The 14,380-nt window shown below is 62.1% G+C and carries 13 protein-coding genes; 5 read left to right on the top strand and 8 right to left on the bottom strand.

Features of this window, described 5'->3' with window-relative positions; genetic code table 11:
- Positions 1-18: 18 nt before the first annotated feature.
- From iscA to mrcB, 7 genes are all read right to left on the bottom strand, one after another.
- Positions 19-342 carry an iron-sulfur cluster assembly protein IscA gene (gene iscA / locus H7A13_09690; protein MCP5333607.1) on the bottom strand — a complete coding sequence of 108 codons (324 nt, stop codon included), beginning with the start codon at positions 340-342 and terminating at the stop codon, positions 19-21.
- A 30-nt stretch (positions 343-372) separates the two neighbouring features.
- Positions 373-756, bottom strand: a complete 384-nt coding sequence (iscU, locus tag H7A13_09685) for a Fe-S cluster assembly scaffold IscU (protein ID MCP5333606.1) — start codon at positions 754-756, stop codon at positions 373-375.
- Between the two features lie 56 nt (positions 757-812).
- The gene (locus H7A13_09680) at positions 813-2,027 is read right to left on the bottom strand and encodes an IscS subfamily cysteine desulfurase (protein MCP5333605.1); all 1,215 of its coding nucleotides are present in this window, start codon (positions 2,025-2,027) and stop codon (positions 813-815) included.
- A gap of 42 nt (positions 2,028-2,069) precedes the next feature.
- Complete coding sequence (gene iscR, locus H7A13_09675) at positions 2,070-2,561, bottom strand: Fe-S cluster assembly transcriptional regulator IscR (GenBank protein ID MCP5333604.1); 492 nt, start codon at positions 2,559-2,561, stop codon at positions 2,070-2,072.
- Between the two features lie 63 nt (positions 2,562-2,624).
- On the bottom strand, positions 2,625-3,422 hold the full coding sequence (cysE, locus tag H7A13_09670; GenBank protein ID MCP5333603.1) for a serine O-acetyltransferase: 798 nt from the start codon (positions 3,420-3,422) through the stop codon (positions 2,625-2,627).
- 21 nt (positions 3,423-3,443) lie between these two features.
- Complete coding sequence (locus H7A13_09665) at positions 3,444-4,172, bottom strand: RNA methyltransferase (protein ID MCP5333602.1); 729 nt, start codon at positions 4,170-4,172, stop codon at positions 3,444-3,446.
- A gap of 204 nt (positions 4,173-4,376) precedes the next feature.
- Entirely contained in the window at positions 4,377-6,662 is a 2,286-nt protein-coding gene (gene mrcB, locus H7A13_09660; GenBank protein ID MCP5333601.1) for a penicillin-binding protein 1B, read from the bottom strand.
- 137 nt (positions 6,663-6,799) lie between these two features.
- Here mrcB and H7A13_09655 point away from each other — a divergent pair, with 137 nt between their 5' ends.
- The 3 genes from H7A13_09655 (at position 6,800) to H7A13_09645 (ending at position 12,297) form a co-directional block, all read left to right on the top strand.
- Entirely contained in the window at positions 6,800-7,822 is a 1,023-nt protein-coding gene (locus H7A13_09655; GenBank protein ID MCP5333600.1) for an adenosine kinase, read from the top strand.
- 82 nt (positions 7,823-7,904) lie between these two features.
- Positions 7,905-9,491 (top strand): AMP-binding protein, encoded by a 1,587-nt coding sequence (locus H7A13_09650; GenBank protein ID MCP5333599.1) that lies wholly within the window; start codon positions 7,905-7,907, stop codon positions 9,489-9,491.
- A gap of 28 nt (positions 9,492-9,519) precedes the next feature.
- The gene (locus tag H7A13_09645; protein MCP5333598.1) at positions 9,520-12,297 is read left to right on the top strand and encodes a hypothetical protein; all 2,778 of its coding nucleotides are present in this window, start codon (positions 9,520-9,522) and stop codon (positions 12,295-12,297) included.
- Here the strand turns inward: H7A13_09645 and H7A13_09640 are convergent.
- Positions 12,235-12,477 (bottom strand): hypothetical protein, encoded by a 243-nt coding sequence (locus H7A13_09640; GenBank protein ID MCP5333597.1) that lies wholly within the window; start codon positions 12,475-12,477, stop codon positions 12,235-12,237. The genes H7A13_09645 and H7A13_09640 overlap by 63 nt on opposite strands.
- A gap of 169 nt (positions 12,478-12,646) precedes the next feature.
- On the opposite strand from H7A13_09640, the gene birA reads away from it, so the two are divergent.
- Both birA and H7A13_09630 read left to right on the top strand, forming a co-directional pair.
- On the top strand, positions 12,647-13,636 hold the full coding sequence (gene birA, locus H7A13_09635; GenBank protein ID MCP5333596.1) for a bifunctional biotin--[acetyl-CoA-carboxylase] ligase/biotin operon repressor BirA: 990 nt from the start codon (positions 12,647-12,649) through the stop codon (positions 13,634-13,636).
- A complete protein-coding gene (locus H7A13_09630) occupies positions 13,636-14,370 on the top strand; it encodes a type III pantothenate kinase (protein MCP5333595.1) in 735 nt (244 codons plus the stop codon). The genes birA and H7A13_09630 overlap by 1 nt, the downstream gene beginning before the upstream one ends.
- Positions 14,371-14,380 lie beyond the last annotated feature (10 nt).

Below are 14,380 nucleotides of genomic sequence, written 5' to 3'. Positions count from 1 at the left end.
CCGCCGGTGGCGGGTGGACTAGACAGTGAAACTCTCGCCGCAGCCGCATTCGGCCTTGACATTGGGGTTGTTGAATTTCAGACCCTCGTTGAGCCCCTCGCGCACGAAGTCGAGCTGGGTGCCCTCCAGATAGGGAAGGCTCTTGGCATCGATGATCACCTTGGCGCCATCTTTCTCGAACACCTGATCTTCTTCATTGAGCTGGTCGACGAACTCCAGCAGATAGGACATGCCGGAACAGCCGCTCGGCGTGACGCCGATGCGCACACCAATGCCATGGCCGCGCGCATCGAGTTGCTGGCGAATGTGTTCAGCCGCCTGTTCAGTCAGTTGAATGCCCATGACCCACCTCGATCGTCTGCCCGCATGGCGCTATTCGCTTCTTTTCTGCTTGATGTCGGCAATGGCGGCCTTGATCGCATCTTCGGCCAGCACCGAGCAGTGAATTTTCACCGGAGGCAGTGCCAGCTCGTCGGCGATCTCCTGGTTCCTGATCTGCGCCGCTTCGTTCAGGCTCTTGCCCTTGACCCATTCGGTCAGCAGCGAGCTTGACGCGATGGCCGAGCCACAGCCGTAGGTCTTGAACTTGGCATCCTCGATGATGCCTGCCTCGTTGACCTTGATCTGCAACCGCATGACGTCACCACAGGCCGGAGCCCCCACCATGCCGGTGCCAACGTTGACGTCATTGACGTCCAAGCTGCCGACATTGCGAGGATTTTCATAGTGATCGAGTACTTTTTCACTGTATGCCATTTTGATCTCTCCGATGATGAAGCCGTGCCTGACCGCTCAGCCGCCGCCAGCAGCAGTCAGTGTGCGGCCCACTGGACCGTGCTCAAATCAACACCCGACTGGTGCATCTCCCACAGCGGGGAGAGTTCACGCAGCCGCGTCACCGCCTTGCGAACCTGCTCGATCGCATGGTCGATCTCCTGTTCAGTGGTGAAGCGTCCAATCGAAAAACGGATTGAACTGTGTGCCAGCTCATCGCTCAATCCCAGCGCGCGCAGCACGTAGGAGGGCTCAAGGCTGGCCGAAGTGCAGGCCGAACCACTGGAGACGGCCAGATCCTTGAGCGACATCAGCAACGACTCGCCCTCCACGCAGGCAAAGCTGACGTTGAGAATGCCGCAGACATGCCGTTCGGCATGGCCATTCAAGTGGACCGCATCGAGGCTGCTGATCCCTTGCCACAGCCGGTCACGCAGCGCGGCGATGCGGCTGCATTCCACTCCCATCTCCTCCTTGGCGATTCGAAACGCTTCGCCCATGCCGGCAATCTGATGGGTGGCCAGGGTGCCGGAGCGCATGCCACGCTCATGGCCGCCGCCATGCATCTGCGCTTCGAGACGCACCCGCGGCTTGCGTCGCACATAGAGCGCGCCGATACCCTTGGGGCCATAGATCTTGTGCGCCGAGAAAGAGATCAGATCGATCTTCATCCGCTCCAGATCGATCTCCACCTTGCCCGCGCTCTGCGCCGCATCGACATGCAGCAGCACCTTGCGCGCGCGCGTCACCTCGCCAATGGCGGCAACGTCGTTGATGGTGCCGATTTCGTTGTTGACGTGCATGATCGACACCAGAATGGTGTCATCACGCAGCGCCTGGCCAACCTGCTCGGCAGTGATCAGCCCGGTCGAATCCGGATCGAGATAGGTGACTTCGAACCCTTCACGCTCCAGCTGGCGACAGGTGTCGAGCACGGCCTTGTGTTCGATCTTCGAGGTGATGATGTGCCTGCCCTGCTCGCCATAGAGGTGTGCAACACCCTTGATGGCCAGGTTGTCCGACTCGGTGGCCCCCGAGGTCCAGACGATCTCGCGCGGATCGGCGTTGATCAGATCGGCCACCTGCCGTCGGGCCGTTTCGACGATCTCCTCGGCCTTCCAGCCAAACTGATGGCTGCGCGACGCGGGATTGCCAAAACAGCCATCCATCAACAGACATTCGCTCATCTTCTGAGCGACGCGCGGATCGACCGGCGTGGTCGCCGCATAGTCCATGTAGATAGGTACGCGCATGTTGGTCTGCTCCTCGCTCGTCAATATCCGGGCTGTAGTCGCTCAGCTGGTGCCCAGACGAATATGGGCCAGCGATTCGGTGCCACGCTCTCGGGCAATGAAGTCACGCTGCCGCTTGGCAATGTCCTGCACTTCACGCTTCTCGATCAGGTGTGCGAGGGTGATGCCAGCCAGGAACAGGTGAATCTGCTCGCTGAGGTCACACCACAACTGATGCGTCAGGCACTGTTCGCCACGCTGGCAGTTGCCCTGCCCACCACAGTTGGTGGAGTCGATCGATTCATTGACCGCATCGATGATCTGTACCACCGAGATCTCCTGCCGATCACGGCTCAGGCGATAGCCGCCGCCTGGCCCTCTGACACTGGAAACCAGCTTGTTCTGCCGCAGCCTGGCAAAAATCTGCTCAAGATAGGAGAGCGAAATCTCCTGCCGCTCTGAAATGTCTGCCAGACTGACCGGACCTTCAATGGCATGAATGGCCAGATCGAGCATTGCGGTGACGGCATATCGTCCTTTGGTGGTCAACCTCATGGCATCAGCTCCAGGCAACTTCGTCGATAGGTGAAATGAGTATCCAAAAACCTACTTTACAAGTCAAGTATTGGCTCGACCGCTGGCGCCGGGCGGCACACCTCCCTCCAGGTCGATCACCTCATCCAGAATCTCGATCGTCTCGGCGCAGTGATCGCTGCCCAGCGCCTTCAGGGCGCCACAGATGCCATCGAGCTTGGTGTCGAGCGCATGAATGTGATCGAGCATGGCATGGATCGAGCGCGCCACCGGATCGGGCACATCACGTCCCAGCCCATAGGCATCGAAGCCGAATTTTCTGGCGATGGCTTCGCGGTGCGGTGAAGAGGTCGAGGGAGGCTCACCCGTCAACGGCTGAATGATGCGGCCCGGCACACCGACGACCGTGGCCTCGGACGGTACATTCTTGGTGACCACGGCATTGGAGCCGATCCTTGCCCCGACACCGACTTCGATCGGCCCCAGAATCTTGGCCCCGGCACCCACCACCACCCCATCCCGCAGCGTGGGGTGGCGCTTGCCCGGTTGCCAACTGGTGCCGCCCAAGGTCACACCATGATACACCGTGCAGTCATCGCCAATTTCGGCAGTTTCACCGATCACCACACCCATGCCATGGTCGATGAAGAAGCGGCGACCGATGCGGGCGCCGGGATGAATCTCGATGCCGGTCAGCCAACGGGTCAGGGTCGAAAGAAAACGCCCCAGCCATTTCAATCGGTGCTGCCAGAGCCAGTGACTCACTCGATGCAACAGCACCGCATGCAGCCCCGGATAACAGGTCAGCACCTCCCACAGGGTGCGCGCTGCGGGATCGCGCTCGAATATCGAATCGATCTCTTCACGCAGTCGGGTCAACATGGGCAAGTCCAGTCTTTGATTTCAATGGTCGATGCGCGCCATGGCCGCCGCCAGGATGCCGCGCAGGATGTTGACCTCCATCCGGTCCAGGCCACTGCGCAGCAGCAGCCGCCGCAGCCGGGTCAGCAACTGCCGTGGGTTGTCGGGGTCATAAAAGTCGAGTTCGAGCAGCAGTTTCTGAAGATGGAGGAACAACTGTTCGATCTCGCTGCTGGTTGCCAATGGCACATCCCAGCTGTTCGAGACCGTGGCGATGTCACCTGCCTGCAACCACTGCATCCGCAACTCATAGCTGATCACCTGCACCGCAGCGGCAAGGTTCAGCACCCCGTACTCCGCATCAGCCGGAATCTGCACATGCCAGTGACAGCGGTGCAACTCCTCATTGGAGAGGCCATGCTGCTCATTGCCGAACAGAATCGCGATTTCGGTCTGCGCCGGCAGTTGGCTGAGCCGCTCCGCCAGTTGCCGCGGGTCGAGCAGTGGCCAGGGCACCCGTCGGCTGCGCGCGCTGCTGCCAACGACGAGCTGACAGGAATCGATTGCGTCGTCCAGCGTTGCCACCACCTGCGCCTGCGCCAGCACGTCCGCACCGCCGGCTGAGCGGAACTCGGCCTCGGGCGCCGGAAAACGCACTGGATCGACCAGCAGCAACCGCGTGAGCCCCATGGTCTTCATTGCACGGGCGGCCGCACCGATGTTGCCGGGGTGCGAGGTGCGAAGCAGAACGATCCGGGTGCGATCAAGCATGCAGGCGGGGCTGGCCGAAAAAGAACAAGCGGCCGATTCTAGCAAAGTCACCCCTTTCGTGACAGCAAAGGCCAGCTCGCCAAGCGGGTGGACGACTGATTCCGGCAGCGGCATCCTTTCCGGATCGATTCGGCCGTTCATGCGGCACTGACGACCACTTGTGCATTGCGCACCCACTCGGACGGTTGGCGGGAACAATCCCGGTCAGCGTCCCAACAACCGGTTGAACCAGCTTTTGAGTGTGCCTTTGACCGTGCTCTGCGACGATTGCGCGGCCTCGCCAGCGGTGGCGCCGAGGCGTGACCCGACGCCACAGCCGGACTGAACGGGTTCGCTGCCACTGACAAATGGCAACTCCCGGCACCCGGCCGCAGTCTGAATCGCCGCCATCTGTACTCCAGCCGGCGCACTCCAGCGCCAGGGTCGGGAGTCGATGGCGCCATAGAGTCGCGCCGTCACCTCGAGCGCACCGGTGGCCCCGGTCAGCGGCATTGGCTGGTTGTCATCACGCCCCAGCCAGACCACGGCGACATAGCGGCCATCGAAGCCGGCAAACCAACTGTCGCGCTGATCATTGGTGGTGCCGGTCTTGCCGATCACCCGCCGCGCGATACCCAGTTGCTCATCCAGACGACGTGCGGTGCCTTCGGTCACCACCGCGTAGAGGCCGTGGTGCAGCAGCGCCACTTCGGCTGCGTCGAAGCGCTGCTCGGCACTCACCGGCGGTAACGCTGGAGGCACGCCCTGCTGTGCGGTCAGGCCACCGACGCCATGCAGTGGCACATGGCGCCCGCCGGCGGCAATGGTCTGATAGATCTGCAGCAGCTCCAGCGGTGAGCGCTCAAGTGTGCCCAGCAGCAGCGAGGGATAGGCGGCAATCGGCTGCTCGACACCGAGTTGATGCAGGGTCCTGATCACCTGTGGCAGCCCCAGGTCGAGACCGAGCCGCACCGTGGCCTGGTTGTAGGAGTTGGCCAACGCACGATAGAGCGGCACGCTGCCATGGCTCTTCTGGTCATAGTTGCCCGGACTCCATGAGCGACCATTGGCATCGCGCAGCCTGAGCGGCTGATCTTCGAGCGGCGTGTCGAGACGATAGCGCGACGGCTGCGTCAAGGCGGTGAGATAGACCGCCGGCTTGATCAGCGAACCGATCGGTCGGCGGCTGTCGAGCGCACGGTTGAAGCCAAAGAACGTTCCCTGTCGATCGCCCACCACGGCCACCACCTGCCCGCTGTCGATTTCGGCCATCACCACCGCGCCATTCAGCGTCCCGGCCGGCAACGCATGTTTTCTCTCCAACGCGTCGATGCCCTCACGCAACGCCCGCTCGGCCTGGCGCTGAATTTCAGGATCAAGATGAGTAAAGATACGCAATCCGTTGATATTGTTTTTCAAGTCGACCTGATCGTGTTGCAACTCACGCCGCACCAGGTCGAGATAGGCCGGATGCTGATTGGCGAACTCCCGCGCCCTGACCCCGAGCGGTGCATTGCGGGAAGCGGTTGCCTGCTCCGGGGTGATCATCCGCTCTGCCAGCAGTCGCTCGATCACCACATCACGGCGGCCACGCGCCGCAACCGGGTCACGAAACGGGTCATAAAGTGAAGGGCCCTTGATCATCCCCACCAGCAAGGCCATCTCCGGCAGGTTGAGCTGATCGAGTGGACGACTGAAATAGTGGCGACTGGCCAGTTCGACGCCATGAATCGCCCGCGGTCCCTGCTGACCGAGGTAGATCTCGTTCAGATAGGTTTCGAGAATCAGCGACTTGTCATAGTGCAACTCGAGCAGCAGCGCCATCAAGGCTTCGACCCCCTTGCGCCACAGGCTGCGTTCGCCGCTCAGGAACAGGTTCTTGACCAATTGCTGCGTCAGGGTGCTGCCCCCCTCTTCGACCTGACCGGCCCGCAGGTTGGCCCAACTGGCCCGCAGGATCGACCAGAGCGAGATGCCATGGTGATCAAAGAAGCGACGGTCCTCCACCGCCAGCAGGATGGCGATCAGCGGTTGCGGCACCTGGTCGATGGCCAGCGGCTGACGATCTTCATGCAGCCGTGTCTCGATCGAGCCGATTTCGAGCGGCTCCAGCCGCACACTGGCGACGTCACGGCCATCTTCCTGCCGCAACTCGGTGATGCGCCCGCCGGCAAAGCGCAGCCGCAGCCGGCGGGCCGGCTCGTCACCCTCAGCGAAGCGAAAACCGCGGTGCCAGAAGGCCACCTCACCGGCTTCGCGGTGGGCCTCTCCGGGTTCCTTCAACCCGGCAACGAAACGGTAACCCAGCGCCGCCAGTTCGGTCGTCAGCCGCTCCTCGCTGAGCAGCTCTCCTTCACGCAGCAGCAGCGGCCGCGCATGGACCCGCGCCGGTGGCTGGTAGCGGTGTTGCTCGAAATAGTCGACGATCTGTGCATCCAGATAGACGCAGAAGGCCGTCAACAGGGCTGCCAGCGCCACCAGACTCTTGATCAGGCCAGACCTCAACCGCATCGACCGTCAGAATGTTCAGCAGGGCCAGCCGAAGCGGCCGGGATCAGCCAGGATCGCCGGTTTCGACTTGCGTACGGGCCAGCAATTCCGATAATGCCAAGCTGGTCCAGATTTTTCATTCGAAGTACAGGAAAACCATGACACGCTACCATGTCTACGGCATCGGCAATGCCCTGGTCGACAAGGAGTTTGAGGTTGAAGAGCATTTTTTGACCGAACAGGGCATCGACAAGGGCGTGATGACGCTGGTTCCCCATGAGCAACAGGAGCAGTTGCTGACACAGTTGAAACAGCGCTACGGCGTCAAAAAACGTGCCAGCGGCGGCTCCGCCGCCAACACCATTATTGCCGTCAGCCATTTCGGCGGCAAATGCTACTACGCCTGCAAACTCGGTGATGACGAGCCGGGTGACTTCTATCTGCATGACCTGACCCAAGCTGGCGTCAGCAGCAACATCAATGGCGCGCGCCCGGCTGGCGGCGTGACTGGTCGCTGTCTGGTAATGGTGTCGGCCGATGCCGAACGGACCATGCACAGTTTTCTTGGCATCTCGGCCACCCTGGACATCGAGGACATCGACTTTGATGCGCTGAAGCGGTCGGAGTTCCTCTACCTCGAGGGCTATCTGGTCACTTCCGACAGCAGCCGTGCGGCAGCCATTGCGGCACGGGAGTTTGCCGAACGGCATGGCATCAAGACCAGCCTCACCTTCTCCGATCCGAACATGGTGCAACATTTCAAGCCGGGCATTTCAGCGATGCTGGGAAACGGCGTCGATCTGCTCTTTTGCAATGAGCATGAGGCACGCCTGTTCACCGGCGCCGAATCGCTGATGGATGCCGCCGAGCAACTGCGCAGGGTGGCAAAACAGTTCGCCATCACCTGTGGCGCCCGAGGTGCCCTGCTGTACGATGGCGCAGGCCTGATCGAGGTGGATTCCGTGCCAGTCCATGCCATTGACACCAATGGCGCCGGAGACATGTTCGCGGGCGCCTTCCTCTATGCCCTGAACCATGGGTATGACTTCACCGCCGCCGGCCGACTGGCCAACCGTGCGGCAGCGGCTGTGGTGTCGCGCTTCGGACCACGGCTGGAAGCAGAGCAACATGCCGAGCTGCTTCGGCAGCACGCAGAAAAGAGCTGGAACCAGAATAGATAATAAAGAGGGTGTCGACAGAGCGGGGCGCTCTGCATCGATGCCGCAGGAAGCCAGAACAGCCAGCAGGAGCCTGACCATGTCGATGACTCACTCCGCAGTGCGCTCCCCCGCCAGCAGCCACTATCAGGGGCGCAATGTGCCCTGGCTGCTGGCTCACTGGGCAGCCGTCCGGCCCGATCATCCATTTCTGATCTGGGAACCCTTCTCGGGCGCCACCCGCAGTTGGAGTTACCGCCAGTTCCATGCCGAGGTGCGCCGTCTGGCCGCCGGCCTTGCCGCCCTCGGCGTCAAACCGACCGAGCGGGTGCTGATTCACCTCGACAACTGTCCCGAGTCACTGCTGGCCTGGTATGCCTGCGCCGAACTGGGTGCGGTCGGGGTCACCACCAACACCCGCAGCGTCGGTCCCGAGGTCGCCTATTTTGCCGCCCATTCGCAAGCGGTGGGCGCCATTACCCAACCCGCTCATGCTGATCTGATTGCCCGCGAAGCCAAAGGCATTCGCTGGCTGGCGGTCACCGACAATGATGCCGGTGCTTCACCACTTTCCAGCGAATTCCTGCCCGATCAGGCAATTCCATTTGGCTCGCTGCTGGCCGACAGCATGGCCCCCGCCTACCCCTCGGCAGCCCTGGCGCCGGCCGGAATCCAATACACCTCCGGCACCACATCACGCCCCAAGGCGGTGGTCTGGACCCATGCCAACGCCCTGTGGGGCGCCCAGATCAATGCCCGTCACCTGGAGCTGACTTCAAACGACGTCACCCTCACCCATCTGCCGCTGTTCCACACCAATGCCCAATCCTATTCGGTGCTCGGTTCACTCTGGGTCGGTGGCACCGTGGTGCTGCAGCCACGCTTCTCGGCCAGCCGGTTCTGGGAGGTTTCGCTGCGCCACGGCTGCACCTGGAGCTCGATGATTCCCTTCTGCCTGAAGGCGCTGCTGCAGCAGGAGCGACCGCCACGGCACAGCTATCGGGTCTGGGGCAACGGCATCTGTGCGCCGCCGACCGATGCCTACTTCGGCGTCACCAGCCTTGGCTGGTGGGGCATGACCGAAACCATCACCCACGGCATCGTCGGCGATCTGCACTTTCCCAATGCATCACTTTCGTGTGGCCGTCCCGCGCCCGAATATGAGATCGCCGTGCTGGATGACGATGGCGTGCCGGTCGATCCGGGTGAAACCGGGCATCTGCTGATTCGCGGCATTCGTGGTGTCTCGCTGTTTCTGGAGTATCTCGACAACCCGGAGGCCACCCGCGACAGCTTCGACGAAGCTGGCTGGTTCCGTACCGGCGATCGGGTGCGACCGATGCCCGATGGCCATGTCTTCTTCGCCGACCGCGACAAGGACATGCTGAAGGTGGGAGGCGAGAATGTCGCCGCCTCGGAGATCGAAAGCGTGATTCGCGGCACCGGCTGGATTGATGAGGTGGCAGTGGTGGCGCAGCGCCATCCGATGCTCGACGAAGTGCCGGCCGCCTTTGTCATCGCCAACCCCGACGCGCCCGCCGATCTGGCGGCCAGGCTGATCGACCATTGCCGCACCCAGCTGGCCGATTTCAAGGTGCCGCGCAACGTCATGGTGGTCGATGAACTGCCGCGCTCGACGCTGGAGAAGATCAACAAGGCGGAGCTGCGCAAACGCCTTCCCGTATCTGAGTGAAGCAGGGCCCACGATGGAACCTTCCGGCATGGAGCCACGTCAACACGTTCTGATGTGCCGGGAGCGCTCGACCTGGCCCTGCTGGCTGATGGCAGCTCTGCTCTGGCTGCTGGGCAGCGCCATGCCTCTGTCGGCGCAGCCCGTGGTGCTGGATGAGGCATCTTCCTGCACGGACATCACCGCGCACCTGCAGATCTACACTGACCCGAGCAATCAGGTCGATATCCGGACACTGCTCACGCCTGCCTACCAGCACCAATTCATGCCGCTGAAGCGCTCACGGCTGTGGCTCAATCGACCCGACGCCACCACCTGGATCAAATTCGAGATCGCACCGGGTGACCCGCACCAACCCAATCGCCTGCTCCATCTCGGTCATGCCTCATTGAGCGAGGCAACACTGTTCGCAGTGGATGGCAGCGGAAAAATCATCAACCCCCGATCGGTTGATCCGACATTTGACGACTCTGACAGCCGCGCTGCCTTGAAACAGGTGTTTCTGATCAAGCCTGTCTCGCAATCCACCACCTACTACCTGCGCCTGCACCACCCGCTGCCGATTGCACTCGACCCCACCATCTGGGTCCCCAATGCACTGCTGCAGAAGATCGAGTGGTTCCAGTGGATGTCCGGCACTTTCTTTGGGCTGATGACGGCGGTCATTCTGTTCAATCTCCTGATGTTCTTCGCCAATCGGGAACCCGCCAACCTCTACTATGGCGCCTTCCTGCTGTCGATGACCCTGTTGCAGGCATTGATCGATGGCAAGTTTTTCAACCTGGTGCCGATCGATGCAAAATGGCTGGGAAAAAGCGCGATCCTTGCCGTACTGCTGACCAACTACACTGCACTGCGCTTTGCCCGTGTATTTCTGTTGCAGGATGCGCATGAAGGGCGCTGGAGCCGGTTGAATCGCCTCGGCGAGTGGATTGTCATTCTCGCTGCCCTGAGCGCACTCTTTCTATCCAATATCGTATTGCTGTACCAGTTGGCGCTCGCCTGTTCGGCACTTTTCACCCTCTTTCTGCTGCTGCTCAGCCTCTACCGTGCCCAACAGGGCTACCGCCCAGCCCTTTACTACTTCTGTGGCCGCATGTTGCTGCTGCCCGTGCTGCTGATGATGATCCTGCATGCGCTTGGCGGCACCGACATCCAGATCCTCGCCGGCAAGGGAGTGATGGGGGTGGCAGCCATCGAGGGCATCATCCTCTCACTGGCACTGCTGCATCGAATCCGCCTGATGGAACAGTGGCACCTGGCCGAACGACACCAGGATGAGCGGCGGCAGGTCGAAATTCGTGCCCGCCGCAAGCTGATCGCCAAGATCACCCAGGAGTTGCGTGATCCTCTGAGCGGCATCCATGGCATGAGCGAACTGCTCATCGATGCCGATCTTGGCAAAGATGAAAAAAATCAGGCACGCACCATTCACCAGGCGGCTGAAAAGGCCATCTATCTGGTTGACCGGGCTCAGAATACCGTCGGCCTGGAATCGGACACCCTGCAGCTTCATGTCGATGAGTTCGATCTGCAACAACTGCTCGATGAAGTGGTCGCGCAGGCCCGCCTGATTGCCGATCCGCAACGGATCACCTTGACCGTTGCCCTCGATCCCAGACTGGCAGAGACTGCCCAGGGCGATCCGCGCCGCATCAAACAGGCACTGGTCGAGCTGGTCAGCAATGCCATCGCAGCGATTCATGCCGGTGAAGTGCGGATCGGCGTTGAGGCCCTGAGCGAAAGCCCCGGTCTGCGCTTCACCGTCAGCGATCAGGGGCCTGGCATTCCCGAACCGATTCAACAGCTGCTCGACCTGCCCCTGCATCGGATGCTGGTCGAACTGGAGTCGCGCGAACAGGGCGGATTGGGCTTGCCGATCGTCAAATGGTTGGTGACCGGCATGGGCGGCCAACTGAGCTTCGTCAGCCATGCCGGCCGCGGCAGCTCGATCAGCTTCACCCTGCCAAGCCCCGAGTTACTGCCAGTCTCGTCATCGACGGCAGCCGACGGTATCCGACTGTCCGGCCAGCGCATTCTGATCGTCGAAGGCAACGAAACCATCCGCGACACCCTGCTGATCCGTTGCCGACGCTGGGGCATGGATGCCCTGGCGGCCAGCAACAGCAACCAGGCCATCGCCCTGATTCGCGACCAGGGTCACCTCGGCAAGGGTTTCGACTTTCTGCTGCTCGAACAGGAGAGCAGCCCGTTGTCAGGGCTGGAACTGGCCCTCAAAATCAACCAAGAAGGGCTGTCGCCCTCTCCCGTGATGATCCTGCTGCTCGGCTTCGGCGCCGCCCCCACCTCGGAGCGGTTGCGCCATGCAGGCATCGCCAAGGTGCTGACCAAGCCGATTCATGGCGCGCAACTGCAACGGCTGCTCGGCGATCTGTTGCCGCGCAAAGCGATCGAGTCGACTTCACACAGCCCGGATGCCGACAGCCGGGTCCTGATCTTCGAACGCGATCCGGCCACGCTCGACCATCTGCGCAAGCTCTTCCTCAAACTGAAGGTCTCCGTCGAGGGTGTCAGCGAACGCAGCTCCCTGCTGCAACGGATCAAACAGACCCATTATGACCTGATCCTGATCCACCATGAGCCACCACTGCTCGATGCCCTTGATCTCGGCCAGAGAATTCGAGCCTGGGAGTTGCAGTCCAATCGACTGCCCACGCCGCTGGTCGTCATCGACGGTCCTGACCGGCCGGAGAGTGACTGGCAAGCCAGCGGCATCAATGCCCGCCTAGAGCCGCCATTCGAGCTGGAGCCACTGCGCCGCCTGATGGCACAGTGGTGCGGTGACTGAGAAGGGCGTCCAGCAGGAGGCATCGAAGGAGGCATGGCCATCGGCCACCGGGCTGCACCAGAGGGTCTGGGTGGCGTTGCCGTTCCAGATGTCGATGCGCTGCACGCCCGCTTGCCCGCTTTCGAATAGCGTGAACAGGCAGCGGCCGACATCCGGACCGGTTTCATTGGTGGTGATCATGGACGCATGGGTAGAGCGGGATTGTGACTTCCCCTCGACGGCGCCATGAATTTTCACCATGGCAGCGCTGCTCCACTGCTCACTGTCGATAAAAAGGCCGCCCTGTCATGGCCACTGGCGATGCCGTACCATCCGGGTTCTTTTTGGGTTTCAGCTTCAGGAACAGAGCATGAGTGATGCCGAACTGCAGAACCGGCAACTGTTGACACATCTGGCCGATGGCCAGTTTCACTCGGGTGAGGTCCTGGGCAGGCTGCTGGGCATCAGCCGCGCGGCGATCTGGAAGCGGTTGCAGCGCTTGCAGGAGTCCGCCGGCATTGCCATCGAGCGGCGTCATGGCAAGGGCTATCGCATCGACGGTGGCCTCGATCTGCTCGATGCGGCAGCCATCCGCGCGCAGCTCGATCCGGAGGCGCTGCGCCAGCCACTCAGACTCGATCTGCACTGGTCGACCGATTCGACCAACAGCCGGCTGGTCGAGGCGGCCCAGACCGCCAGCATCCATGGTCTGGTCTGTCTGGCCGAACGGCAAACCGCCGGCCGTGGGCGGCGTGGCCGCAACTGGTTCAGCCCCTTTGGCGGAAACCTCTACCTGTCGCTCGGCTGGTCGTTCAACGCCGGCGTCAGCACGCTCGAAGGGCTGAGTCTGGCGGTCGGAGTGGCGCTGGCCCGCACGCTGGAGCAGCTTGGCATTGAGGGCGCGCTGCTGAAGTGGCCCAATGACCTGCTGATCGACCAGGGCAAGGTGGCGGGGATTCTGATCGAGACCGTCGGCGACATGGACAGCCACTGTCAGGTGGTGATCGGCGTGGGGGTCAACGTGCGCATGCCCGCGGCAGCCGAGGCGGCGATCGATCAACGCTGGAGCGATCTGCAGCGCCACCTCGCCGAACCACTGTCGCGCAACCGGCTGACGGCGCTGCTGCTCAATCAGCTGGTGGCGATGCTGTCGCAGTTTCATCGACAGGGTTTTGCCGCCTTTGCCGAGGCGTGGAATCAGCGTGACCTCTGTGCCGGCCAGGCGGTGGTGATTCGCGGGCTGCACAGTGCCATCGAGGGCATTGCCTGTGGCGTTGATCAGCGCGGTGGCCTGCAGCTGCGCACCGCGGCGGGCATCGAGGTGATCCGCAGCGGCGAAGTCTCGCTCAGGATGCAGTGATGTTGCTCGAATTCGATCTCGGCAACTCCCGGGCCAAATGGCGTCTGCTCGGCGCGCCACCGGGCGAGCTGGCCAGCGGCGACTTTCGCATCGGTCCGGAGGGCGTGATCGGCACCCTGGCACTGCCCGCACAGCAGTTGCCGATCAGCCGGATTCGCGCCGGCAGCGTGGCCGGAGCGCAAATCAATGAGGCGCTGACCCAGCTCTGTCGGCAATGGTGGAACCTGGTGCCCGAGTTCGCCCAGAGTCAGGCGCACTGTGCCGGGGTCAGCAATGGCTACCAGTTTCCCCAGCGGCTGGGCGTCGACCGCTGGCTCGCCCTGCTGGCGGCTTACCATCGACCGGACCGGCAGAACCGCCCCTGCGCAGTGGTCGACTGTGGCAGCGCCATCACCCTTGATCTGCTGCAGGCCGATGGCAAGCATCTGGGTGGTTACATCGTCCCGGGTCTTCGCATGGTCAGTGAGGTGCTCAGCTCCCGCACCCGATTGATCAGGATCGATGAATTGCCGCTGGGCGAAATTTCGCCGGGGCGGGTCACCGACCAGGCGATCGGGCATGGTGTGATGCGAATGCTGCATGGCCTGCTGGACAATCTGGAGGAGTATCTCGGTAGGGATTACCGGCTCTACTTCACCGGTGGCGATGGCGAGCGGCTGCTGCGAAGCCTGAAGCTGCCCGGCAGCTACCACTCCGATCTGGTGCTCGATGGCCTGGCCTGGGCCGTTCCGTGACGCTTTTCAG

This window comes from Pseudomonadales bacterium, assembly GCA_024234215.1.
Taxonomy (GTDB): Bacteria; Pseudomonadota; Gammaproteobacteria; order Pseudomonadales; family UBA5862; genus JACKOQ01.
Note: the sequence above shows the minus strand (reverse complement) of the source record. Positions and strands in the feature narration are given on the sequence as shown.

Coding starts and splice junctions, on each gene's coding strand:
- cysE (MCP5333603.1), bottom strand. CDS start 3,422: ATGTTGACCCGACTGCGTGAAGAGATCGATTCGATATTCGAGCGCGAT.
- iscA (MCP5333607.1), bottom strand. CDS start 342: ATGGGCATTCAACTGACTGAACAGGCGGCTGAACACATTCGCCAGCAA.
- mrcB (MCP5333601.1), bottom strand. CDS start 6,662: ATGCGGTTGAGGTCTGGCCTGATCAAGAGTCTGGTGGCGCTGGCAGCC.
- iscU (MCP5333606.1), bottom strand. CDS start 756: ATGGCATACAGTGAAAAAGTACTCGATCACTATGAAAATCCTCGCAAT.
- H7A13_09630 (MCP5333595.1), top strand. CDS start 13,636: ATGTTGCTCGAATTCGATCTCGGCAACTCCCGGGCCAAATGGCGTCTG.
- birA (MCP5333596.1), top strand. CDS start 12,647: ATGAGTGATGCCGAACTGCAGAACCGGCAACTGTTGACACATCTGGCC.
- H7A13_09650 (MCP5333599.1), top strand. CDS start 7,905: ATGACTCACTCCGCAGTGCGCTCCCCCGCCAGCAGCCACTATCAGGGG.
- H7A13_09645 (MCP5333598.1), top strand. CDS start 9,520: ATGGAGCCACGTCAACACGTTCTGATGTGCCGGGAGCGCTCGACCTGG.
- iscR (MCP5333604.1), bottom strand. CDS start 2,561: ATGAGGTTGACCACCAAAGGACGATATGCCGTCACCGCAATGCTCGAT.
- H7A13_09665 (MCP5333602.1), bottom strand. CDS start 4,172: ATGCTTGATCGCACCCGGATCGTTCTGCTTCGCACCTCGCACCCCGGC.
- H7A13_09655 (MCP5333600.1), top strand. CDS start 6,800: ATGACACGCTACCATGTCTACGGCATCGGCAATGCCCTGGTCGACAAG.
- H7A13_09640 (MCP5333597.1), bottom strand. CDS start 12,477: ATGATCACCACCAATGAAACCGGTCCGGATGTCGGCCGCTGCCTGTTC.
- H7A13_09680 (MCP5333605.1), bottom strand. CDS start 2,027: ATGCGCGTACCTATCTACATGGACTATGCGGCGACCACGCCGGTCGAT.